Annotated in this window: 18 protein-coding genes; 8 read left to right on the top strand and 10 right to left on the bottom strand. The window is 70.7% G+C overall.

The features are described 5' to 3' along the window. Nucleotides 1–19 precede the first annotated feature (19 nt). The gene (locus K1T35_RS08750; RefSeq protein WP_220259658.1) at nt 20–226 is read right to left on the bottom strand and encodes a DUF397 domain-containing protein; all 207 of its coding nucleotides are present in this window, start codon (nt 224–226) and stop codon (nt 20–22) included. Nucleotides 227–386: 160 nt separating this feature from the next. Continuing rightward, nucleotides 387–1244 carry a helix-turn-helix transcriptional regulator gene (locus K1T35_RS08755; protein ID WP_220259659.1) on the bottom strand — a complete coding sequence of 286 codons (858 nt, stop codon included), beginning with the start codon at nt 1242–1244 and terminating at the stop codon, nt 387–389. Between the two features lie 528 nt (nt 1245–1772). On the opposite strand from K1T35_RS08755, the gene K1T35_RS08760 reads away from it, so the two are divergent. From K1T35_RS08760 to K1T35_RS08770, 3 genes are all read left to right on the top strand, one after another. Then, nucleotides 1773–2246 carry a hypothetical protein gene (locus tag K1T35_RS08760; RefSeq protein ID WP_220259660.1) on the top strand — a complete coding sequence of 158 codons (474 nt, stop codon included), beginning with the start codon at nt 1773–1775 and terminating at the stop codon, nt 2244–2246. 83 nt (nt 2247–2329) lie between these two features. After that, nucleotides 2330–3253 (top strand): proline dehydrogenase family protein, encoded by a 924-nt coding sequence (locus K1T35_RS08765; protein ID WP_220259661.1) that lies wholly within the window; start codon nt 2330–2332, stop codon nt 3251–3253. 22 nt (nt 3254–3275) lie between these two features. Continuing rightward, entirely contained in the window at nt 3276–4676 is a 1401-nt protein-coding gene (locus K1T35_RS08770) for an amino acid permease (RefSeq protein ID WP_220259662.1), read from the top strand. A 65-nt stretch (nt 4677–4741) separates the two neighbouring features. Here K1T35_RS08770 and K1T35_RS08775 read toward each other — a convergent pair whose 3' ends face one another. Both K1T35_RS08775 and K1T35_RS08780 read right to left on the bottom strand, forming a co-directional pair. Then, entirely contained in the window at nt 4742–5263 is a 522-nt protein-coding gene (locus tag K1T35_RS08775; protein WP_220259663.1) for a hypothetical protein, read from the bottom strand. Beyond that, a complete protein-coding gene (locus K1T35_RS08780) occupies nt 5260–5703 on the bottom strand; it encodes a nitroreductase/quinone reductase family protein (protein ID WP_220259664.1) in 444 nt (147 codons plus the stop codon). Before K1T35_RS08780 ends, K1T35_RS08775 begins: the two co-directional genes overlap by 4 nt. Nucleotides 5704–5756: 53 nt before the next feature. Here K1T35_RS08780 and K1T35_RS08785 point away from each other — a divergent pair, with 53 nt between their 5' ends. After that, complete coding sequence (locus tag K1T35_RS08785; protein ID WP_220259665.1) at nt 5757–6227, top strand: MarR family winged helix-turn-helix transcriptional regulator; 471 nt, start codon at nt 5757–5759, stop codon at nt 6225–6227. 74 nt (nt 6228–6301) lie between these two features. On the opposite strand, the gene K1T35_RS08790 is transcribed toward K1T35_RS08785, so the two are convergent. Then, complete coding sequence (locus K1T35_RS08790) at nt 6302–6985, bottom strand: NAD(P)-dependent oxidoreductase (RefSeq protein WP_220259666.1); 684 nt, start codon at nt 6983–6985, stop codon at nt 6302–6304. Between the two features lie 78 nt (nt 6986–7063). Here K1T35_RS08790 and K1T35_RS08795 point away from each other — a divergent pair, with 78 nt between their 5' ends. Continuing rightward, nucleotides 7064–7774: a TetR/AcrR family transcriptional regulator gene (locus tag K1T35_RS08795; protein WP_220259667.1), complete on the top strand. Its 711-nt coding sequence runs from the start codon at nt 7064–7066 to the stop codon at nt 7772–7774. On the opposite strand, the gene K1T35_RS08800 is transcribed toward K1T35_RS08795, so the two are convergent. Both K1T35_RS08800 and K1T35_RS08805 read right to left on the bottom strand, forming a co-directional pair. Continuing rightward, nucleotides 7762–8214: a TIGR03618 family F420-dependent PPOX class oxidoreductase gene (locus K1T35_RS08800; protein WP_220259668.1), complete on the bottom strand. Its 453-nt coding sequence runs from the start codon at nt 8212–8214 to the stop codon at nt 7762–7764. The genes K1T35_RS08795 and K1T35_RS08800 overlap by 13 nt on opposite strands. Nucleotides 8215–8232: 18 nt before the next feature. Then, complete coding sequence (locus K1T35_RS08805) at nt 8233–8652, bottom strand: hypothetical protein (RefSeq protein WP_220259669.1); 420 nt, start codon at nt 8650–8652, stop codon at nt 8233–8235. A 96-nt stretch (nt 8653–8748) separates the two neighbouring features. Between K1T35_RS08805 and K1T35_RS08810 the strand changes: the two genes are divergently transcribed. Further along, entirely contained in the window at nt 8749–9705 is a 957-nt protein-coding gene (locus tag K1T35_RS08810; RefSeq protein ID WP_220259670.1) for a nitronate monooxygenase family protein, read from the top strand. A 5-nt stretch (nt 9706–9710) separates the two neighbouring features. Here the strand turns inward: K1T35_RS08810 and K1T35_RS08815 are convergent, their stop codons facing one another. Further along, nucleotides 9711–10889 carry a serine hydrolase domain-containing protein gene (locus K1T35_RS08815; RefSeq protein WP_220259671.1) on the bottom strand — a complete coding sequence of 393 codons (1179 nt, stop codon included), beginning with the start codon at nt 10887–10889 and terminating at the stop codon, nt 9711–9713. Between the two features lie 140 nt (nt 10890–11029). Between K1T35_RS08815 and K1T35_RS08820 the strand changes: the two genes are divergently transcribed. Then, nucleotides 11030–11836: a DeoR/GlpR family DNA-binding transcription regulator gene (locus tag K1T35_RS08820; protein WP_220259672.1), complete on the top strand. Its 807-nt coding sequence runs from the start codon at nt 11030–11032 to the stop codon at nt 11834–11836. Nucleotides 11837–12311: 475 nt separating this feature from the next. Here K1T35_RS08820 and K1T35_RS08825 read toward each other — a convergent pair whose 3' ends face one another. Both K1T35_RS08825 and K1T35_RS08830 read right to left on the bottom strand, forming a co-directional pair. After that, nucleotides 12312–12806, bottom strand: a complete 495-nt coding sequence (locus K1T35_RS08825; protein ID WP_220259673.1) for a hypothetical protein — start codon at nt 12804–12806, stop codon at nt 12312–12314. After that, nucleotides 12788–13141, bottom strand: a complete 354-nt coding sequence (locus K1T35_RS08830; RefSeq protein ID WP_220259674.1) for a hypothetical protein — start codon at nt 13139–13141, stop codon at nt 12788–12790. Before K1T35_RS08830 ends, K1T35_RS08825 begins: the two co-directional genes overlap by 19 nt. 3 nt (nt 13142–13144) lie before the next feature. Between K1T35_RS08830 and K1T35_RS08835 the strand changes: the two genes are divergently transcribed. Further along, nucleotides 13145–13561: a hypothetical protein gene (locus tag K1T35_RS08835; protein WP_220259675.1), complete on the top strand. Its 417-nt coding sequence runs from the start codon at nt 13145–13147 to the stop codon at nt 13559–13561. The last annotated feature ends 8 nt before the right edge of the window (nt 13562–13569 follow it).

Genomic DNA, 13569 nt, shown 5'->3' on the forward strand with positions numbered 1-13569 from the left:
ACTTTAGCCGGTCGGACCGTCAGCTGAGGTGGTCGAACTCTCCGTGTCGGGCGCCCTCAAGGAACGCAGCTATCTCCGCCCGGGTAAAACGCAGGTGCACCGCCGGGTCTTTGCTGTCGCGGAGGCGGATCACGTCGCCGTCGGCGGCAAGCTCTACACACTCGCCTATGCCGTAGCTCCGGCTCGCCTTGATCCACACGAGATTCCCGGGAGTGCCCTCTTCCACGTGTTCGCCTTCGATCAGGGCCGTAGCCCGACCGGAGCAGCAGAGTGGCAAACGGGCGAGCTGCCGGCGCGGGGGAGCGTGCGAGCTGCGCGAAAGTACCAGTGACTGCGGTCGCTGTGCAATCTTGTTGCCCCGTTCGGGCTAGTACGCCCATGGGCGTTCACTGGCCGCGATCGAGGCGGGCGATCGTGGCCGTAAGCAGGTCGCGCGTCTCGGAAGGCGTCAGCGCAACTGCGGAGAGGATGCGGAATGCGCGCGCGTAATGTCCGAGGTCCTCGGGCTTTTCGAAGTTGCGGAACCCGGACAATCCCTCCACATGGACGAGTTCTGGAGTGTGGTCCTCGCTCGTGCTGACGATGACGAACCGGCTGTCCACGCCGGGATGCGCACCGGCCTGGAAGGGGATTACCTGGATGGTGACGCGCGGGCGCTCGCCTGCGTGTTGCAGGACTTCGAGTTGTTCACGAAAGGCGGCAACACCGCCCGTCACTCGGTGGAGCACGGACTCGTCCAGAAGGGTGTGCACCCACGGCGGATCGGCCCTGTTGAGGACGTCCTGTCGCCGGAGCCGTTGCTCGGTCGCCGTGTTCCGAACGCCGGTATCAGCTTCGAACTGGGTACTCGCCATCGCCGCCTCGACATAGGCCCTCGTCTGGAACAAGCCAGGAATGATCGATCCGTAGGACGCGATGGACGTGGCGGCCTGCTCGACTCCGATGTACTCGCGAATCGGGCGAGGAATGAGCTTGTCGTCCCACCATGAGCCTTCGCGGCCCAGCGAGGCAAGTTGCCTCACCCGAGCCCGGGTCGCGAGGGGGACCTTGTAGACGTCGCAGAGACGCTGCGCGTTGGCGTCGCCCAGACCGCGCTGACCGCGTTCGACCCGGGAGAGGAAGCTCGCGCTGATCCCGGTCGCGCTACAGACCTCCTCGAGGGGGAGTCCATGCCCAGCGCGGAGCTCCCGCAGGAGCTTCGCGAGCTCTCGCCGGCTGGTGACCGGCGTTGGGCCTGCCGTCATGAGCCGCTTCGGCCGTTCGGACGGATCCGCTGCACGGCTCGTGACGGTAGCAGCTTCACCACTTGCGGTGAGGCAACTTGCCCCGCACTATTCAGTGTGTCGCCACGTCGATCGCGGGTGTCATCCGCGCGATCCTGCGGCGCCGGCCAGGGCAGGGGGTGGTCGTCAGGACACTATCTCCGCGAGACCGCGTGCCCGTTCTGTCGGGCGCGACGAAGCCTGGAAAGAGAGAAGCGCCGCATCCGGTGGTTGAGACCGGTGCAGCGCTTCCTCCGTGGGCGTCGAGGTGAGCGGCGAGCCCGCCTCGAACGCTTCTCTGGATGTCGCCCGGTGCGCCAACACCGCGCGACGTCTGTTCCTCGCTCGCCGTCCAGATGCACAGGCAAGAGGTGGAACGACATGGAGCCTACTAGCGCCTCATGCAATTGCAACAGTGGAGAGCTCGTCGAGCGACAGACGGTCGACAGGCCTGTCACCACGGCTGATGTCCGGCGCTTCTTTCCGCCGCTGCGGCGACGTCCGCTGCTGGTGGTCGTGGTCGCTCGGTGGTGGTACGAGCTGGCGATCGTGGCACTGCTCGGCGCCGCGTCATGGTCGGCGGTCGGGCTGCTGGGCGGCCCAGGGGCTGTCGCGCTCGGGCTCGGTGCAGGCGCGACGGCCGCGGTCGCTGCGGCGAAGCTCGAACCGGTCCGGGACGCGCTGTTCGTGGCAGCCCAGCGGGCGATCGTGCCGCACCGGCTGCGGCTGGGACTCGTGCGCGGCGGGGTGATCACACGGGACGGCCGGCTTCCCGCGATCGTCCGGACGCGGTGCCGGGTCGACCAGGCCCGGTTCTGGGTCCGGCTGCCGTCCGGGCTCCTCGTCGAGGATCTCGCCGCGGCAGTGCGGGTGCTCGCTGGCAGCTGTGGTGCCACCGATGTGGTCGTGTTCCGCGACGGGCCGAGGCAGGACCGCGCGATCGTCGTAGTGGCGCGACCGCGGTGGGGCTGGCCCGGCCGCTAGCTGTCGAACCGGACCAGGGTGCTGCGGAAACGTTGTCCGCTCGGACAAGCATGCGGGCGTCCTCGCGACTTACGGTCCTCGGCATGCTCCGCAGCACCCTGCTGGCGGCGGCCCGGTCGGGCGCCGTGCGCGCGGCCGTTGAGGCCGGGCCGTTCGATCCGCTGGTCGATCGCTTCATCGCCGGCACGACGGTCGACGCGGCGATCGTCGTGTCGCGCGCGATCGCGGCCGACCGGCTCGTCACGATCGACCATCTCGGCGAGGACACCACGGACCGCGTGCGGGCCGACGCGAACGTCTCCGCCTACCGGACGCTCCTGCGGCGGCTCGGGGACGAGGGGCTCGCCGACCGCGTCGAGGTGTCGGTCAAGCTCTCGGCTTTCGGGCAGCGGCTGCCGAAGGACGGCGAGAAGATCGCGCTGGAGTCGGCGCGGCAGGTGTGCGAGGCGGCGGCCGCCGTGGGCACCACCGTCACCGTCGACATGGAGGACCACACCACCACCGACGCGACGCTGACCACCGTGGGCGACCTGCGCCTGGACTTCCCGTGGGTGGGGGCGGTGCTGCAGTCGCACCTGCGCCGCACCGAGGGCGACTGCCGGGATCTGGCCGGGCCCGGCTCGCGCGTGCGACTGTGCAAGGGCGCCTACGACGAGCCGGAGTCGGTGGCGTACCGGAGCACCGCGGAGGTCGACCTGTCGTACGTCCGGTGCCTCAAGATCCTGATGGCCGGGCAGGGCCTGCCGATGGTGGCGACGCACGACCCGCGCCTGGTCGCGATCGCCCGCCACCTCGCGCAGCGGTGCGGGCGCTCGGTCGGCGACTACGAGCTGCAGATGCTCTACGGCGTGCGCCCGCACGCGCAGACCGACCTGGCGGCGCGCGGGCTGCGGGTGCGCGTCTACCTGCCCTACGGCACGGAATGGTTCGGCTATTTCATGCGCCGGCTCGCGGAGCGGCCGGCGAACTTGGCGTTCTTCGCACGGTCACTGCTGACCCGAGGCTGAGGAGGAGACATTGTCCCTACCGATGAACGCGTTGCTGCGGCGAAAGCCGATCGAACAGATTGACGAGGAGCCCAGCGGCCTGCAACGGACGCTCGGGCTGTGGCAGCTCACGGCGATCGGGATCGGCGGAATCATCGGGGCGGGGATCTTCTCGCTCGCCGGCGTCGTCGCCAACGAGAAGGCCGGCCCTGCCGTCGTCATCTCCTTCCTCGTCGCCGGTATCGCGAGCGCGGCGGCGGCGTTCTCCTACGCCGAGTTCGCCGGGCTGATACCGAGGGCAGGCTCGGCCTACACCTATGGCTACGTCGTGCTCGGGGAGTTCGCCGCCTGGTTCATCGGATGGGACCTGCTGCTGGAGTACACCGCGATCGTCTCCGTCGTCGCGATCGGGATCTCCGGCTACTTGGGCGAGCTGCTGAGCTATCTCGGCGTGTCGTTGCCTGCCTGGATGCTGGGTGCGCCGGGGACGGAGCCGGAAGGCGTCGCGCCCGGAACCTACTCCGTGGACCTGTTCGCTGCGCTGCTCTGTCTGCTGATCGCGTTCGTGCTGACCCGCGGGATGCGTAGCGCCGCGCGCTTCGAGACGTTCCTCGTCTACCTCAAGGTGGCCGTCGTACTGCTGGTCATCGGCGTCGGTGTCTTCCACATCAACACGGAGAACTACGACCCGTTCGCTCCGTTCGGGCTGACGGGTGCATTCGCCGGCGCTGCCGTCGTCTTCTTCGCGGTGTTCGGCTATGACGCGATGAGCACGGCGGCGGAGGAGTCGAAGGACTCGCAGAAGCACATGCCAAAGGCGATCATCTACTCGCTGGCGATCTCGATGGTGCTCTACGTGCTCGCCTGCCTCGTGCTCACCGGCATGGTCAACTATCCTGACATCAACACGGATGCGCCGTTCTCAGCAGCCTTCGCAGGCGTCGGGCTGCCGCTGCTGGGCGCGATCATCGCCGCTGGGGCGATCCTCGGCATCCTCACCGTGCTCTTCACGTTCCTCATGGGCGCCGCGCGCGTCGGGTACGCGATGAGCCGCGACGGGCTGCTGCCCCCGTGGCTGTCCAGAACAGACCCGGTCCACCGCCAGCCCACGCGGATCACCTGGACCCTCGGGGCCGTTGCGGCTGTGATCGCCGGATTCCTGCCCATCGGTGACGCCGCCGAGCTGACGAACATCGGCATCCTGCTGGCATTCATCGTCGTGTGCATATCGGTGATCGTGCTGCGCTACCGCCGGCCCGACCTGCCGCGGTCGTTCCGCTGCCCGGGGATGCCGGTGGTGCCCGCGATCGGCGTGGTGTTCTCGATCTGGCTGATCAGCTTCCTGGAACCGCTCACCTATCTGAGATTCGCCGGCTGGTTCCTGCTCGGGCTGCTGGTCTACTTCTTCTACAGCCGGCGCAAGTCGCTGCTCGGCCGGCGCTGAACCCATTGATCGCTGTTCGGTCGCCCGCGGATCGTCTGCGCGGGCGACCGAACAGCGGAGCTGTGTCAGTCGTCGCCGGCGCCCGGTGCCGTGGCCCCGGAAATGCAACCCGCGATGGCGCCGGCTCCGGCGCCGAGCGGATTCTGGGTGACGATGCCGGGGATGGCGCCGATCGCTCCTGCACGGTAGCATTCGCGTTCGCGGTCACTCATAGGCGCGGGCTTGCAGGTCTTCGGGCCTCCCTTTGCGATCGCCGCGGCACACCTGCGGTGCTCCGGTGTGTCGGCGTATGCGCCCGACGGCGAGGTGAACGAAACGCCTCCGAACACGACCATACCTGCCGCCGCGACAACCAATGCTCGACGAACCATTCTCGACATGTGTTCTTCCCTCCTGGTCGAGGTGGTGGCTGCGGCGGTGCGGCACGCCTCACGATTTCGTGGGGCGCGGGAAATTCTGTCGAACCGGCGCGGCCTGCACGCTTCTTCTCGGGTGTACGAGCGTGCGAGAAGACGGTCGCAGCTTCCCGTCGCCGTCTGAAGGAAGAGTTCTTCCTGTCGTTCGTCGCTGACGGTACGGCGGGTCACGCGTCGCGCAGCTCGAACACCGTGACGCGGTCGGCGATCGCGGCGAACTCGTCGGGATCGCCGGCTTTCACGAGCCCGAGGCGCACGAAGAACGGGACGCCGTGCGGCACTTCGGTGGGGAAGGCGCGCACGACGGTGCGGCGCAGGCCGGGGTCGGTGATCTCGGTGAGCGTGACCCGTCGCCGGCGTCGCCCGTATGCCAGCTCGCCCGTGCCCGCCGCGCGGACGTTGCGGGCCCAGTCCGACCGCGGCAACGCCGCGATCACGTACCGGCGGCCGCCGACCGTCAGCGGCGAGACCGGCGTCGGTCGTGGTTCGCCGGAGGCGCGGCCCGGCACGGTCAGGACGTGGATCGTGCCGAGCTGCAGCCCGAGGCGCTGCAACAACCTCACCAGGCGGTTCACGGCGGGGAGCCAGCGCGGCAGCGTGTGGGTCGCCACGGGCGATCCTTTCGATCGTCGAAATGATTCGGGACCAGGTTAGACTCCTTCGAGTGTCGAAGCAATCGGCGGTTGAGCGGGCGGCGCTGGCCGCGTCCGAGTTCGGAGACGCGGCGGATGCCGTGGATGCGGCGGCCGCGACCGTGCTCGGCGTCAACCGCACCGACCTGCGGATCCTCGGGACGGTGGTGAGTGGTCCCCTGACGGCGGGGCAGGTCGCCGCCGCCGTCCACCTGAGCCCCGCGGCCGCGACGACCGCGATCCAGCGGCTCGTATCGCGCGGATACCTCACCCGCGAGGCGGACCCCGAGGACCGCAGGCGTGCCGTCGTCGCGCTCACCGGGTCGGCGCGCGAGCTGGTCGAGCGGATCTACGGGCCGGTCGGCGAGGAAGGGGTAGCCGCGTTGCACCGCTGGACGGCGGCCGAGCTCGAGCTGATCGCCGATTTCCTGGAGCGCGGGCGAGCCCTGCAGCTCGCCCATGCGGATCGGATCCGAGCCTTGGGGCACCGGAGTGATCCATGATCGGCAGGATCGGTACATGACGCTCAGATATGAGTGTTATGTCCCTGATGTGCCGATCTTGACCATGTGACCCGCTAGTAGCCGACGGTGAACCGCCGCTGGACGAAACGGGGCAGCTCGACCTCGTCGAGCACGGCGACGGCGAGGTCGTCTGCCGAGATGTCGCTGGTGCCGTCCTCACGCACGAGGAGCTGGTCGCCGCCGATGCGGAACCGGCCGGTGCGCTTGCCGGCTTGGACGCGACCGGCCGACGGGCTGACGTAGGTCCAGTTGCGGTCCGACAGCCGGTAGAGGGCGAGCGCCTCGACGCCCGCGAGCACCGCCCTGGCGTAGTCGGCCGGTACGTCGAGCGCGGCGGGCAGGTTCTCGGCGAACCCCTCGACGTCGACGACCCGCGTGCCCGGCGCGACCTCCAGGCTCCCCGCGCCGCCGACGACGATCAGGCGCAGCCGCGGGAGCGACTCCATGGCCGTGAGCAGCGCTCGTGCGATCGCGGGGAAGGCGTCGGCGTTCGTGATCGTCTCGGCGACACCGTTGCCGGCGTTTGTCGCGTTGACGAGCACATCAAGGCCGGCGAGGTCGGTCGCCAACCGGCCGGGATCGCGGGGATCGGTGACCTCCCACCGGACCACGCCCGCCTCGGCGGGGATCCGCGCCGCAGAGCGCGTGAACGCGGTGACGCGGTGTCCGCGGTCGACCGCCTCCTCCACTACGCGGCCGCCGATCATCCCGGTCGCGCCCAGTATCCCGATCTCCACGGTTCTCCCCTGTTCGTTCTTTGAACGGCGTGTAGTAACTGCACAGGAAACTGTAGACGTACGCCGTAGAGTGTCAAGGTGGCCGGAGCAACGCAGCGCAGAAGGGAGCGCCTGCGGGCGGAGACGACCGAGGAGATCACCGCGACCGCGCTCGCGTTGCTCGCCGAGGGCGGTCCGGACGCGGTCACGCTCCGGGCGATCGCCCGCGAGATGGGTATGACGGCCGGGGCGATCTACGGCTATTTCCCCACGCGGGACGACCTGATCAACCGCCTGATCACCGACGTGTACACGTCCCTCGTGGACGCCGTTGAAGCGGCGCGCGATGCCCGTCCGCCCGACGACGCGGGGGGGCGCATCGTCGCGTGGGGCCGGGCGCTACGGGAGTGGTCGGTGGCCAACCCGGCAGGCTTCCGCCTCGTCTACGGCGACGGCGTGCCCGGCTACCGGCCGCGCGAAGGAGGGGTCGCGGCCGAGCCGGCGCACCGCGCCTGCATGGGGCTGACCCAGCTCGTCGCCGCGGTCTGGCCGGAGGCGGCACCGCACCAGCCCGCCGCCGACTGGTCCGATTTCGCGCCCGAGCTCGGCGCCGAGGTGCGCCGCGAGTTCCCCGGCCTCCCGGCTGCGGCGGTCGGGCTCGCCCTGCGCGTGTGGGGCCGGATGCACGGGCTCGTGGCGCTCGAGGTGTACGGCCACCTGCGTGGGCAGAGCACCGACCCCGCCAAGCTGTACGAGGCTGAGTTGCGCGACCTCGTGCGCTCGCTGGGGGCGCGGGTTCAGGAGGAGTAGGTGCCGTACACCCGCTCAGGCTCGACGAGCACGGCGACGCGGCCCTCCTCGCGCATGACGCGGTCGTAGGTGTCCCAGTCGTCGTGGGTGCCGCCCGCCCCGCTGAACACCGCCCGCAGCAGCAGGCGCAGGCCCTCGGCGTCGATGCCGTCGGCCGGGTCGTCGGGGCCGATCAGCTGGCTCACGCCGTCGACGCCGACCCACTGCCACCCGGCCCGCCAGAGGATGGACGTGGCCGGGCGGTCGCGCAGGTTGCGCAGCTTGACCGGCCCGTAGGTGACGTACCCGACGACCTGGCGACCGGTCGTCGGATGGTCGAGCACGCCGGCGTTGACCAGCGAGGCGTGCGGCGTGCCGTCGGCGCGCACGATGCTGACACTCGCGAGGCCGTTGTCGCGGGCGACGATGCTGCGGACGGGGCTGAGGTCCGGAGTGCTCACGGGCCCCAGTCTGCACCGCTACACCGACAGGATGCGGTGCACTCCGCCGCTCGTGCTGAGGTACACGCCCCTCAACGCGGCGCCCGCGCGGTCGCACGCCTCCCGCAACGCGGCCGCCCACTGCCGGTCGCCTGCCAGAACGGCGTCGCGGCCGATGCGTTCCAGGGTGAGGATGACGCTGCCACTGCCCACATCGGTGGTGAGGTCGACGCACATCCCCGCCATCACGGCGGCGAGGTTGTCGATCACGCGGGCTTCGGGGCGCAACGGGATGTCGGAGATCGGCATGATCACCGGTGCCTGCCGGCCGTCACCGTCGACGAACATGATCCAGAGTTGGCGGGCGACGGTGGCCTGGCCGACCAGCTGTCTCACGCGTTCGAGGACGTCGGTGTCGGTGAGCAGGAGCGGGGCGCTGGCGGGGTTCGGGATCGTCATGTGCGGAGCGTTGCCCAGCGAACCATGATCCCGTGGGCGTTCCGGAGAACCTGTGGACAACTCGACCTCCGCCCCACTTCGCGCCATCCTTGAACAATGCTGAGTACGCGGTTCACCGAGCTCGTCGGCTGTGACGTCCCGCTCCAGCAGGCACCGATGGGGTTGATCTCCCCGCCAGGTCTCGCGCTCGCGGTGGCGCGGGCCGGCGGCGTCGGGTCGGTCAGCGCGGGGCTCGGTGTGGAGCCGCAGGCGCTCGCCGCCCAGCTCGACAGCTGGATGGAGCCGGGGGCGGGGGCGCTTGCTGTCAACTTCATCACCGAGCAGGTCGATCCGGCCGCAGTCGCCGTCGCGGGTGCACGCGCGCGGATCGTCGAGTTCTTCTGGATCACCCCGCACGCGAAGCTCGTCGACGCGGCGCACGAGGGCGGTGCGCTGGTGAACTGGCAGGTCGGGTCGCTGCCCGAGGCCGTGCTCGCGGTCGAGGCCGGGGCCGACGTCGTGACGGTGCAGGGCCGGGAGGCCGGCGGGCACGTCCGCGGCGACACTCCGCTGCTGCCGCTGCTCGCCGCCGTGTTGCGCGCGGTGGACGTGCCGGTGCTCGCCGCGGGTGGTATCGCCGAGCCGCGGGCAATGGCCGCGGTGCTCGCGGCGGGCGCGGCCGGCGCCCGCATCGGCACCCGGTTCATCGCCACGTCCGAGTCGGGGGCGCACCCCGAGTACGAGCTGGCGCTGCTCGCGGCGGGCCCGGAGAGCACCGAGATCACGGACGGGTTCGCGGAGTGCCCCATGTGCGCCACGCTTCCGCGGGCGCGGGTGCTGCGCTCGGCGATCGCGGCCGTCGACGCGGTCGACGGGGAGACGGTGGGCACGGTCGGCGACGAGCCGGTACCGCCACGCGCGGGGATGTCGCCGCACAAGGACGTGCAGGGCCAGATCCACGCCATGGCGCTCTACGCCGGCAGCGGTGTGGAGCACGTGACAGCCGTGCGCCCGGCCGCGGAGGTCGTGCGGGAGCTGGCAGAGGGGGCGGAGGCCCTCCTGCGGGCGTGGTGACAGGCTCAGGCCGCCGTCACGCGCCGCACGGCATCGAGGAGCGTGGCCGCCCTGCGATCCGGCACCCCTTCCTGCACGTGGTTCATGACGTAGGCGAAGGCAAGGCCCGTCGCCGGATCGGCGAAGCCCAGTGATCCCCCGAACCCGCCGAAGCCGAAGGCGGTCGGGCTGTACCAGAACGCATCGGGGGTCGGCAGGCCGAATCCGGTGCCGATCCGGACGGGCACGCGCAGGACGCGGTCGACGCCGCTCACCCGTTCCGCGGCCGCGGCAGCGACGGTGTCGGCGGTGAGGATGCGGTGCCCGTCGACCTCGCCGATGAGCGCGGCGTAGAAGCGGGCCAGTGCCCGCGCGGTGCAGATGCCGCCCGTCGAGGGCATCTCCGCGGACTGCTCCTCGGGGTCGTTGTGGTCCAGCCGCGGCGTGACGAGGGTCAGCAGTGACCGCACCGTCAGCGACGTCGGATCGGCGAACGCGGCCATCATGTCGCGCGCGGGCTCGGGGAGGGCGTCCATGTCGATGCGGCTCAGCGCATCGGGGTCGGGCGGCGGGATGACGACCCGGCTGACGTGGTGGTGCTCGGTCTTCGGGAGCCCGATCCACAGGTCCAACCCGAGCGGGGCGGCGATCTCCTCCGCCAGGTAGGTGCCGATGGTGCGGCCGCTGACGCGGCGAACGACCTCGCCGACCAGCCAGCCGTAAGTGAGCCCGTGGTAGCCGTGCGCGGTGCCCGGCTCCCATGACGGGCGCTGGGCGGCCAGCGCTTCCACCATCGGGTACCACGCGATCGCGGCGGCACGGGAGATCGGCTGGTCGAGGGTGGGCAGGCCGGCCTGGTGCGTGAGCAGCCACCGGACGGGGATTCGATCCTTTCCCGCTGCCGCGAACTCCGGCCAGTAGTCGGCGACGGGTGCGTCGAGGTCCAGCTCGCCGCGCTGGGCGAGCAGCAGCGCGCACGTGGCCGTCACGGCCTTGGTGGTGGAGTAGACGACCTGCAGGGTGTCGCGCTCCCATGGGCGCCCGACCGCCGGATCGGCGATGCCGCCCCACAGGTCCACGACCCTCCGGCCGTTCACGTAGGCGCTGACCGCGGCGCCGATCTCCTGCCCACTGGCCAGGTTGGCCGCGAACGCCTCCCGCACACCTTCGTATCCCTGAGCCGTGTCGCCGCTGACTTCAGACATCCACCCCTCCTCGTGCTCGAATCAACGTCGTCTCTAACGTGGACATCGTATGGATGGGATCAAACGTTGTCCACTGTCGAGACGACGTTTTTCGGGACGGTGGTGGAAGGCGCCGGCTGTGTCCGCCGGACAATCTCCTCATGAGTGCAAGCAGCGCCGACGGTGGGACGGACGTGCCCGCCCGCCGTCCGGCTCGCCGGCAGGCCGAGATCGCGGCGTACGTCGTCCAGCACGGCACCGCCACCGCCCACGAGCTGGTCGAGGCGTTCGGCGTCAGCCTCATGACGGTGCACCGGGACCTGGACGCCCTCGAGCGCCAGGGTGTCGTGCGCAAGTACCGGGGCGGGGTCAGCGCTCAGCCGACCAGCGTGTTCGAGAGCAACGTGGCCTACCGCCTCAACACGGCGCAGGCGCAGAAGCACGCGCTCGCGCGGCGCGCCCGCGCCATGGTCGAGCCGGGCATGTCGGTGATGCTGGACGACTCCACGAGCGCACTCGCGGTGGTCCGCCTGCTGGAGGACGTCGCGCCGCTCACCGTCGCGACCAACTTCCTGCCGGCCGTCTCGCTGCTCACCGGGATGCCGGACGTCCGCCTGATCGTGCTCGGCGGCATCTACTCGCCCGCGCACGACTCGTTCGGCGGTGTGCCCTGCGCCGAAGCGGTCGAGGCGCTGCAGACGGACCTGCTGTTCTGCAGCGTCTCCGCGGTGTCACCGACGCACGCCTACCACCAGGAACAGGAGATCGTGCTGGTCAAGCGCGCGATGCTGCGCTCGGCGCGCACGCGGGTGCTCCTGATCGACAACGCCAAGCTGCGGCGCACCGCGCTCCACCGGCTCGCGCCGCTCACCGGCTTCGACCTCGTCCTGGTGGACGACCAGGCGCCCGCCGAGCAGGTCGCCGCGCTGCGGGAGCACGGGGCGAGGGTGGAGGTCGTGGAGGTGTGACGCAGGGTGCTCGCCGTGTGCAGGCGGGCGTAGGCCATGCCGTGGCCCGCCGCGGTGCGCACGCCGAGCTCGTGGACGACGATCAGCCGGAACGCGAGCCCGAGCAGCAGCAGCCGGAGCATGGCGGCGGCCGCGGCGTAGCCGGAGCCGAAGAGGGACAGGCCGGGCCCCGCGAGGAGCGCGCCCAGCGCCAGCAGCGGCAGGAAGATCACCAGCAGCCGCTTGCGGGAGGACGAGGTCAGCTCCGCGGCACGCCCGGGTTCGCGGGCCCAGCTCGCCGACAGGGAGTGCATGTAATAGTTGGCGGCGGTCTCGAGCACGACCGTGGCCTGCCACGCGATGAAGAATGCCGCGCCCGCCTCGGGCCCGAAGCGCAGGATCACCACGAGGGGCACCTGGTTGAGCAACAGCGTGTAGCCGACTTGGGCGGTCGCGGTCGGGCCGAGGAAGCCGAGCACGTCGGACCTGCAGGGCATCACGCCGGTGCCGCGGTCGGTGCGGGCGAACCGCCGCACGACGACCAGGAGGGCGAGGGAGCCGACGCGATCCACACGACGATGGGGCCGACCCAGGACAGGACGACCCCCTGGGCTCCGAGGGCACTGCCGAGCACGACGAGCAAGGTGATCCGGACGACGGCGAAACGGCCGTTGCGCCATACCGTCCACCAGGGCTTGCCGATGGTGACGAGGATGTAGTCGTGCACGACGAAGACGCCCCACCCGGCCGCGGCGAGGGCGAACAGGCACATGCCGAGCGCTAGCGGGCCGTCCGCACCGGCGGCGGTGCGGGCCAGGTCGGGCACGAACAGCACGTAGCCGAGCCCGGACACCGCGGAAAGGGGCATGATCAGCAAGAGGCTCCGCCACACCAGCGGTGGGGCGTGGCGGCCGGCGACCGGGAGCCACCGGATCAGTCCGAGGCCGAGGTTGAGCTGGGTGATCCCGGCGATCAGGATGAAGGCGGACACGACCGCGGCGGCGAGACCGATTCGGCCTGGGGGAGCAGGCGTGCGGCGATGAGCCAGCTGGCGAGCCCGGCGAGCGCACCGAGCGCGGAGCTGATCGACAGGGCGAGGCCTTCACCTGCCCCCGACTTCTTCTCGGCGTTCGCGGGTGCCCTCGTCGCCGGAGGCACGATCATCATCGGCTGGGTCTGCAGGTCGGCGAGCGCGACGTCGCCCCATCGCGCGCGGTTCAGGGCCGACGCAGGCGGCGCTGTCCGCATCGCCCCGTGGGCAGGCACGGCGATCGGAACCGTGCGGCACGCGTCCCGTTCGTGGGCGGGGAATCCAGGGCGCGTCATGGCATGGAATCCGGTCGCGAGGGCATGATCGGGGAGGAAGGGGCGGAAAGGGCGGTGGGGATGGGGAGCGACACCGGTGACCCAGCGGTCCAGGCGCTGGTCGAGTTGAAGGCGGGCTTGGAGCGCACGATCGCGGACCTGGGGGCGGCGGCCGCGCGCGCCGACGAGCTGATCGAGCGGCGCACGAGCGGGGCCACATGGCTGGACATCGTCTCGAAGGAGGAGCCGCCACTCGTCATCGAGACGATCACGCGGGTGCTGGACGAGCTCGGAGAGCTGGGCAGCCGGTTCCGCCGTGAGGAGGCGCTCGCCCTGCAGCGCGAGAACGTCAGCATCACGAAGATCGGTGAGCTGTTCCGCGTCAGCCGCCAGCGCGTGTCCACGCTGCTGCACGGCACGCGCTCGCGCGCCGAGGCCTGATGGCGGGC

This window comes from Pseudonocardia sp. DSM 110487 (assembly GCF_019468565.1).
Classification (GTDB): domain Bacteria; phylum Actinomycetota; class Actinomycetes; order Mycobacteriales; family Pseudonocardiaceae; genus Pseudonocardia.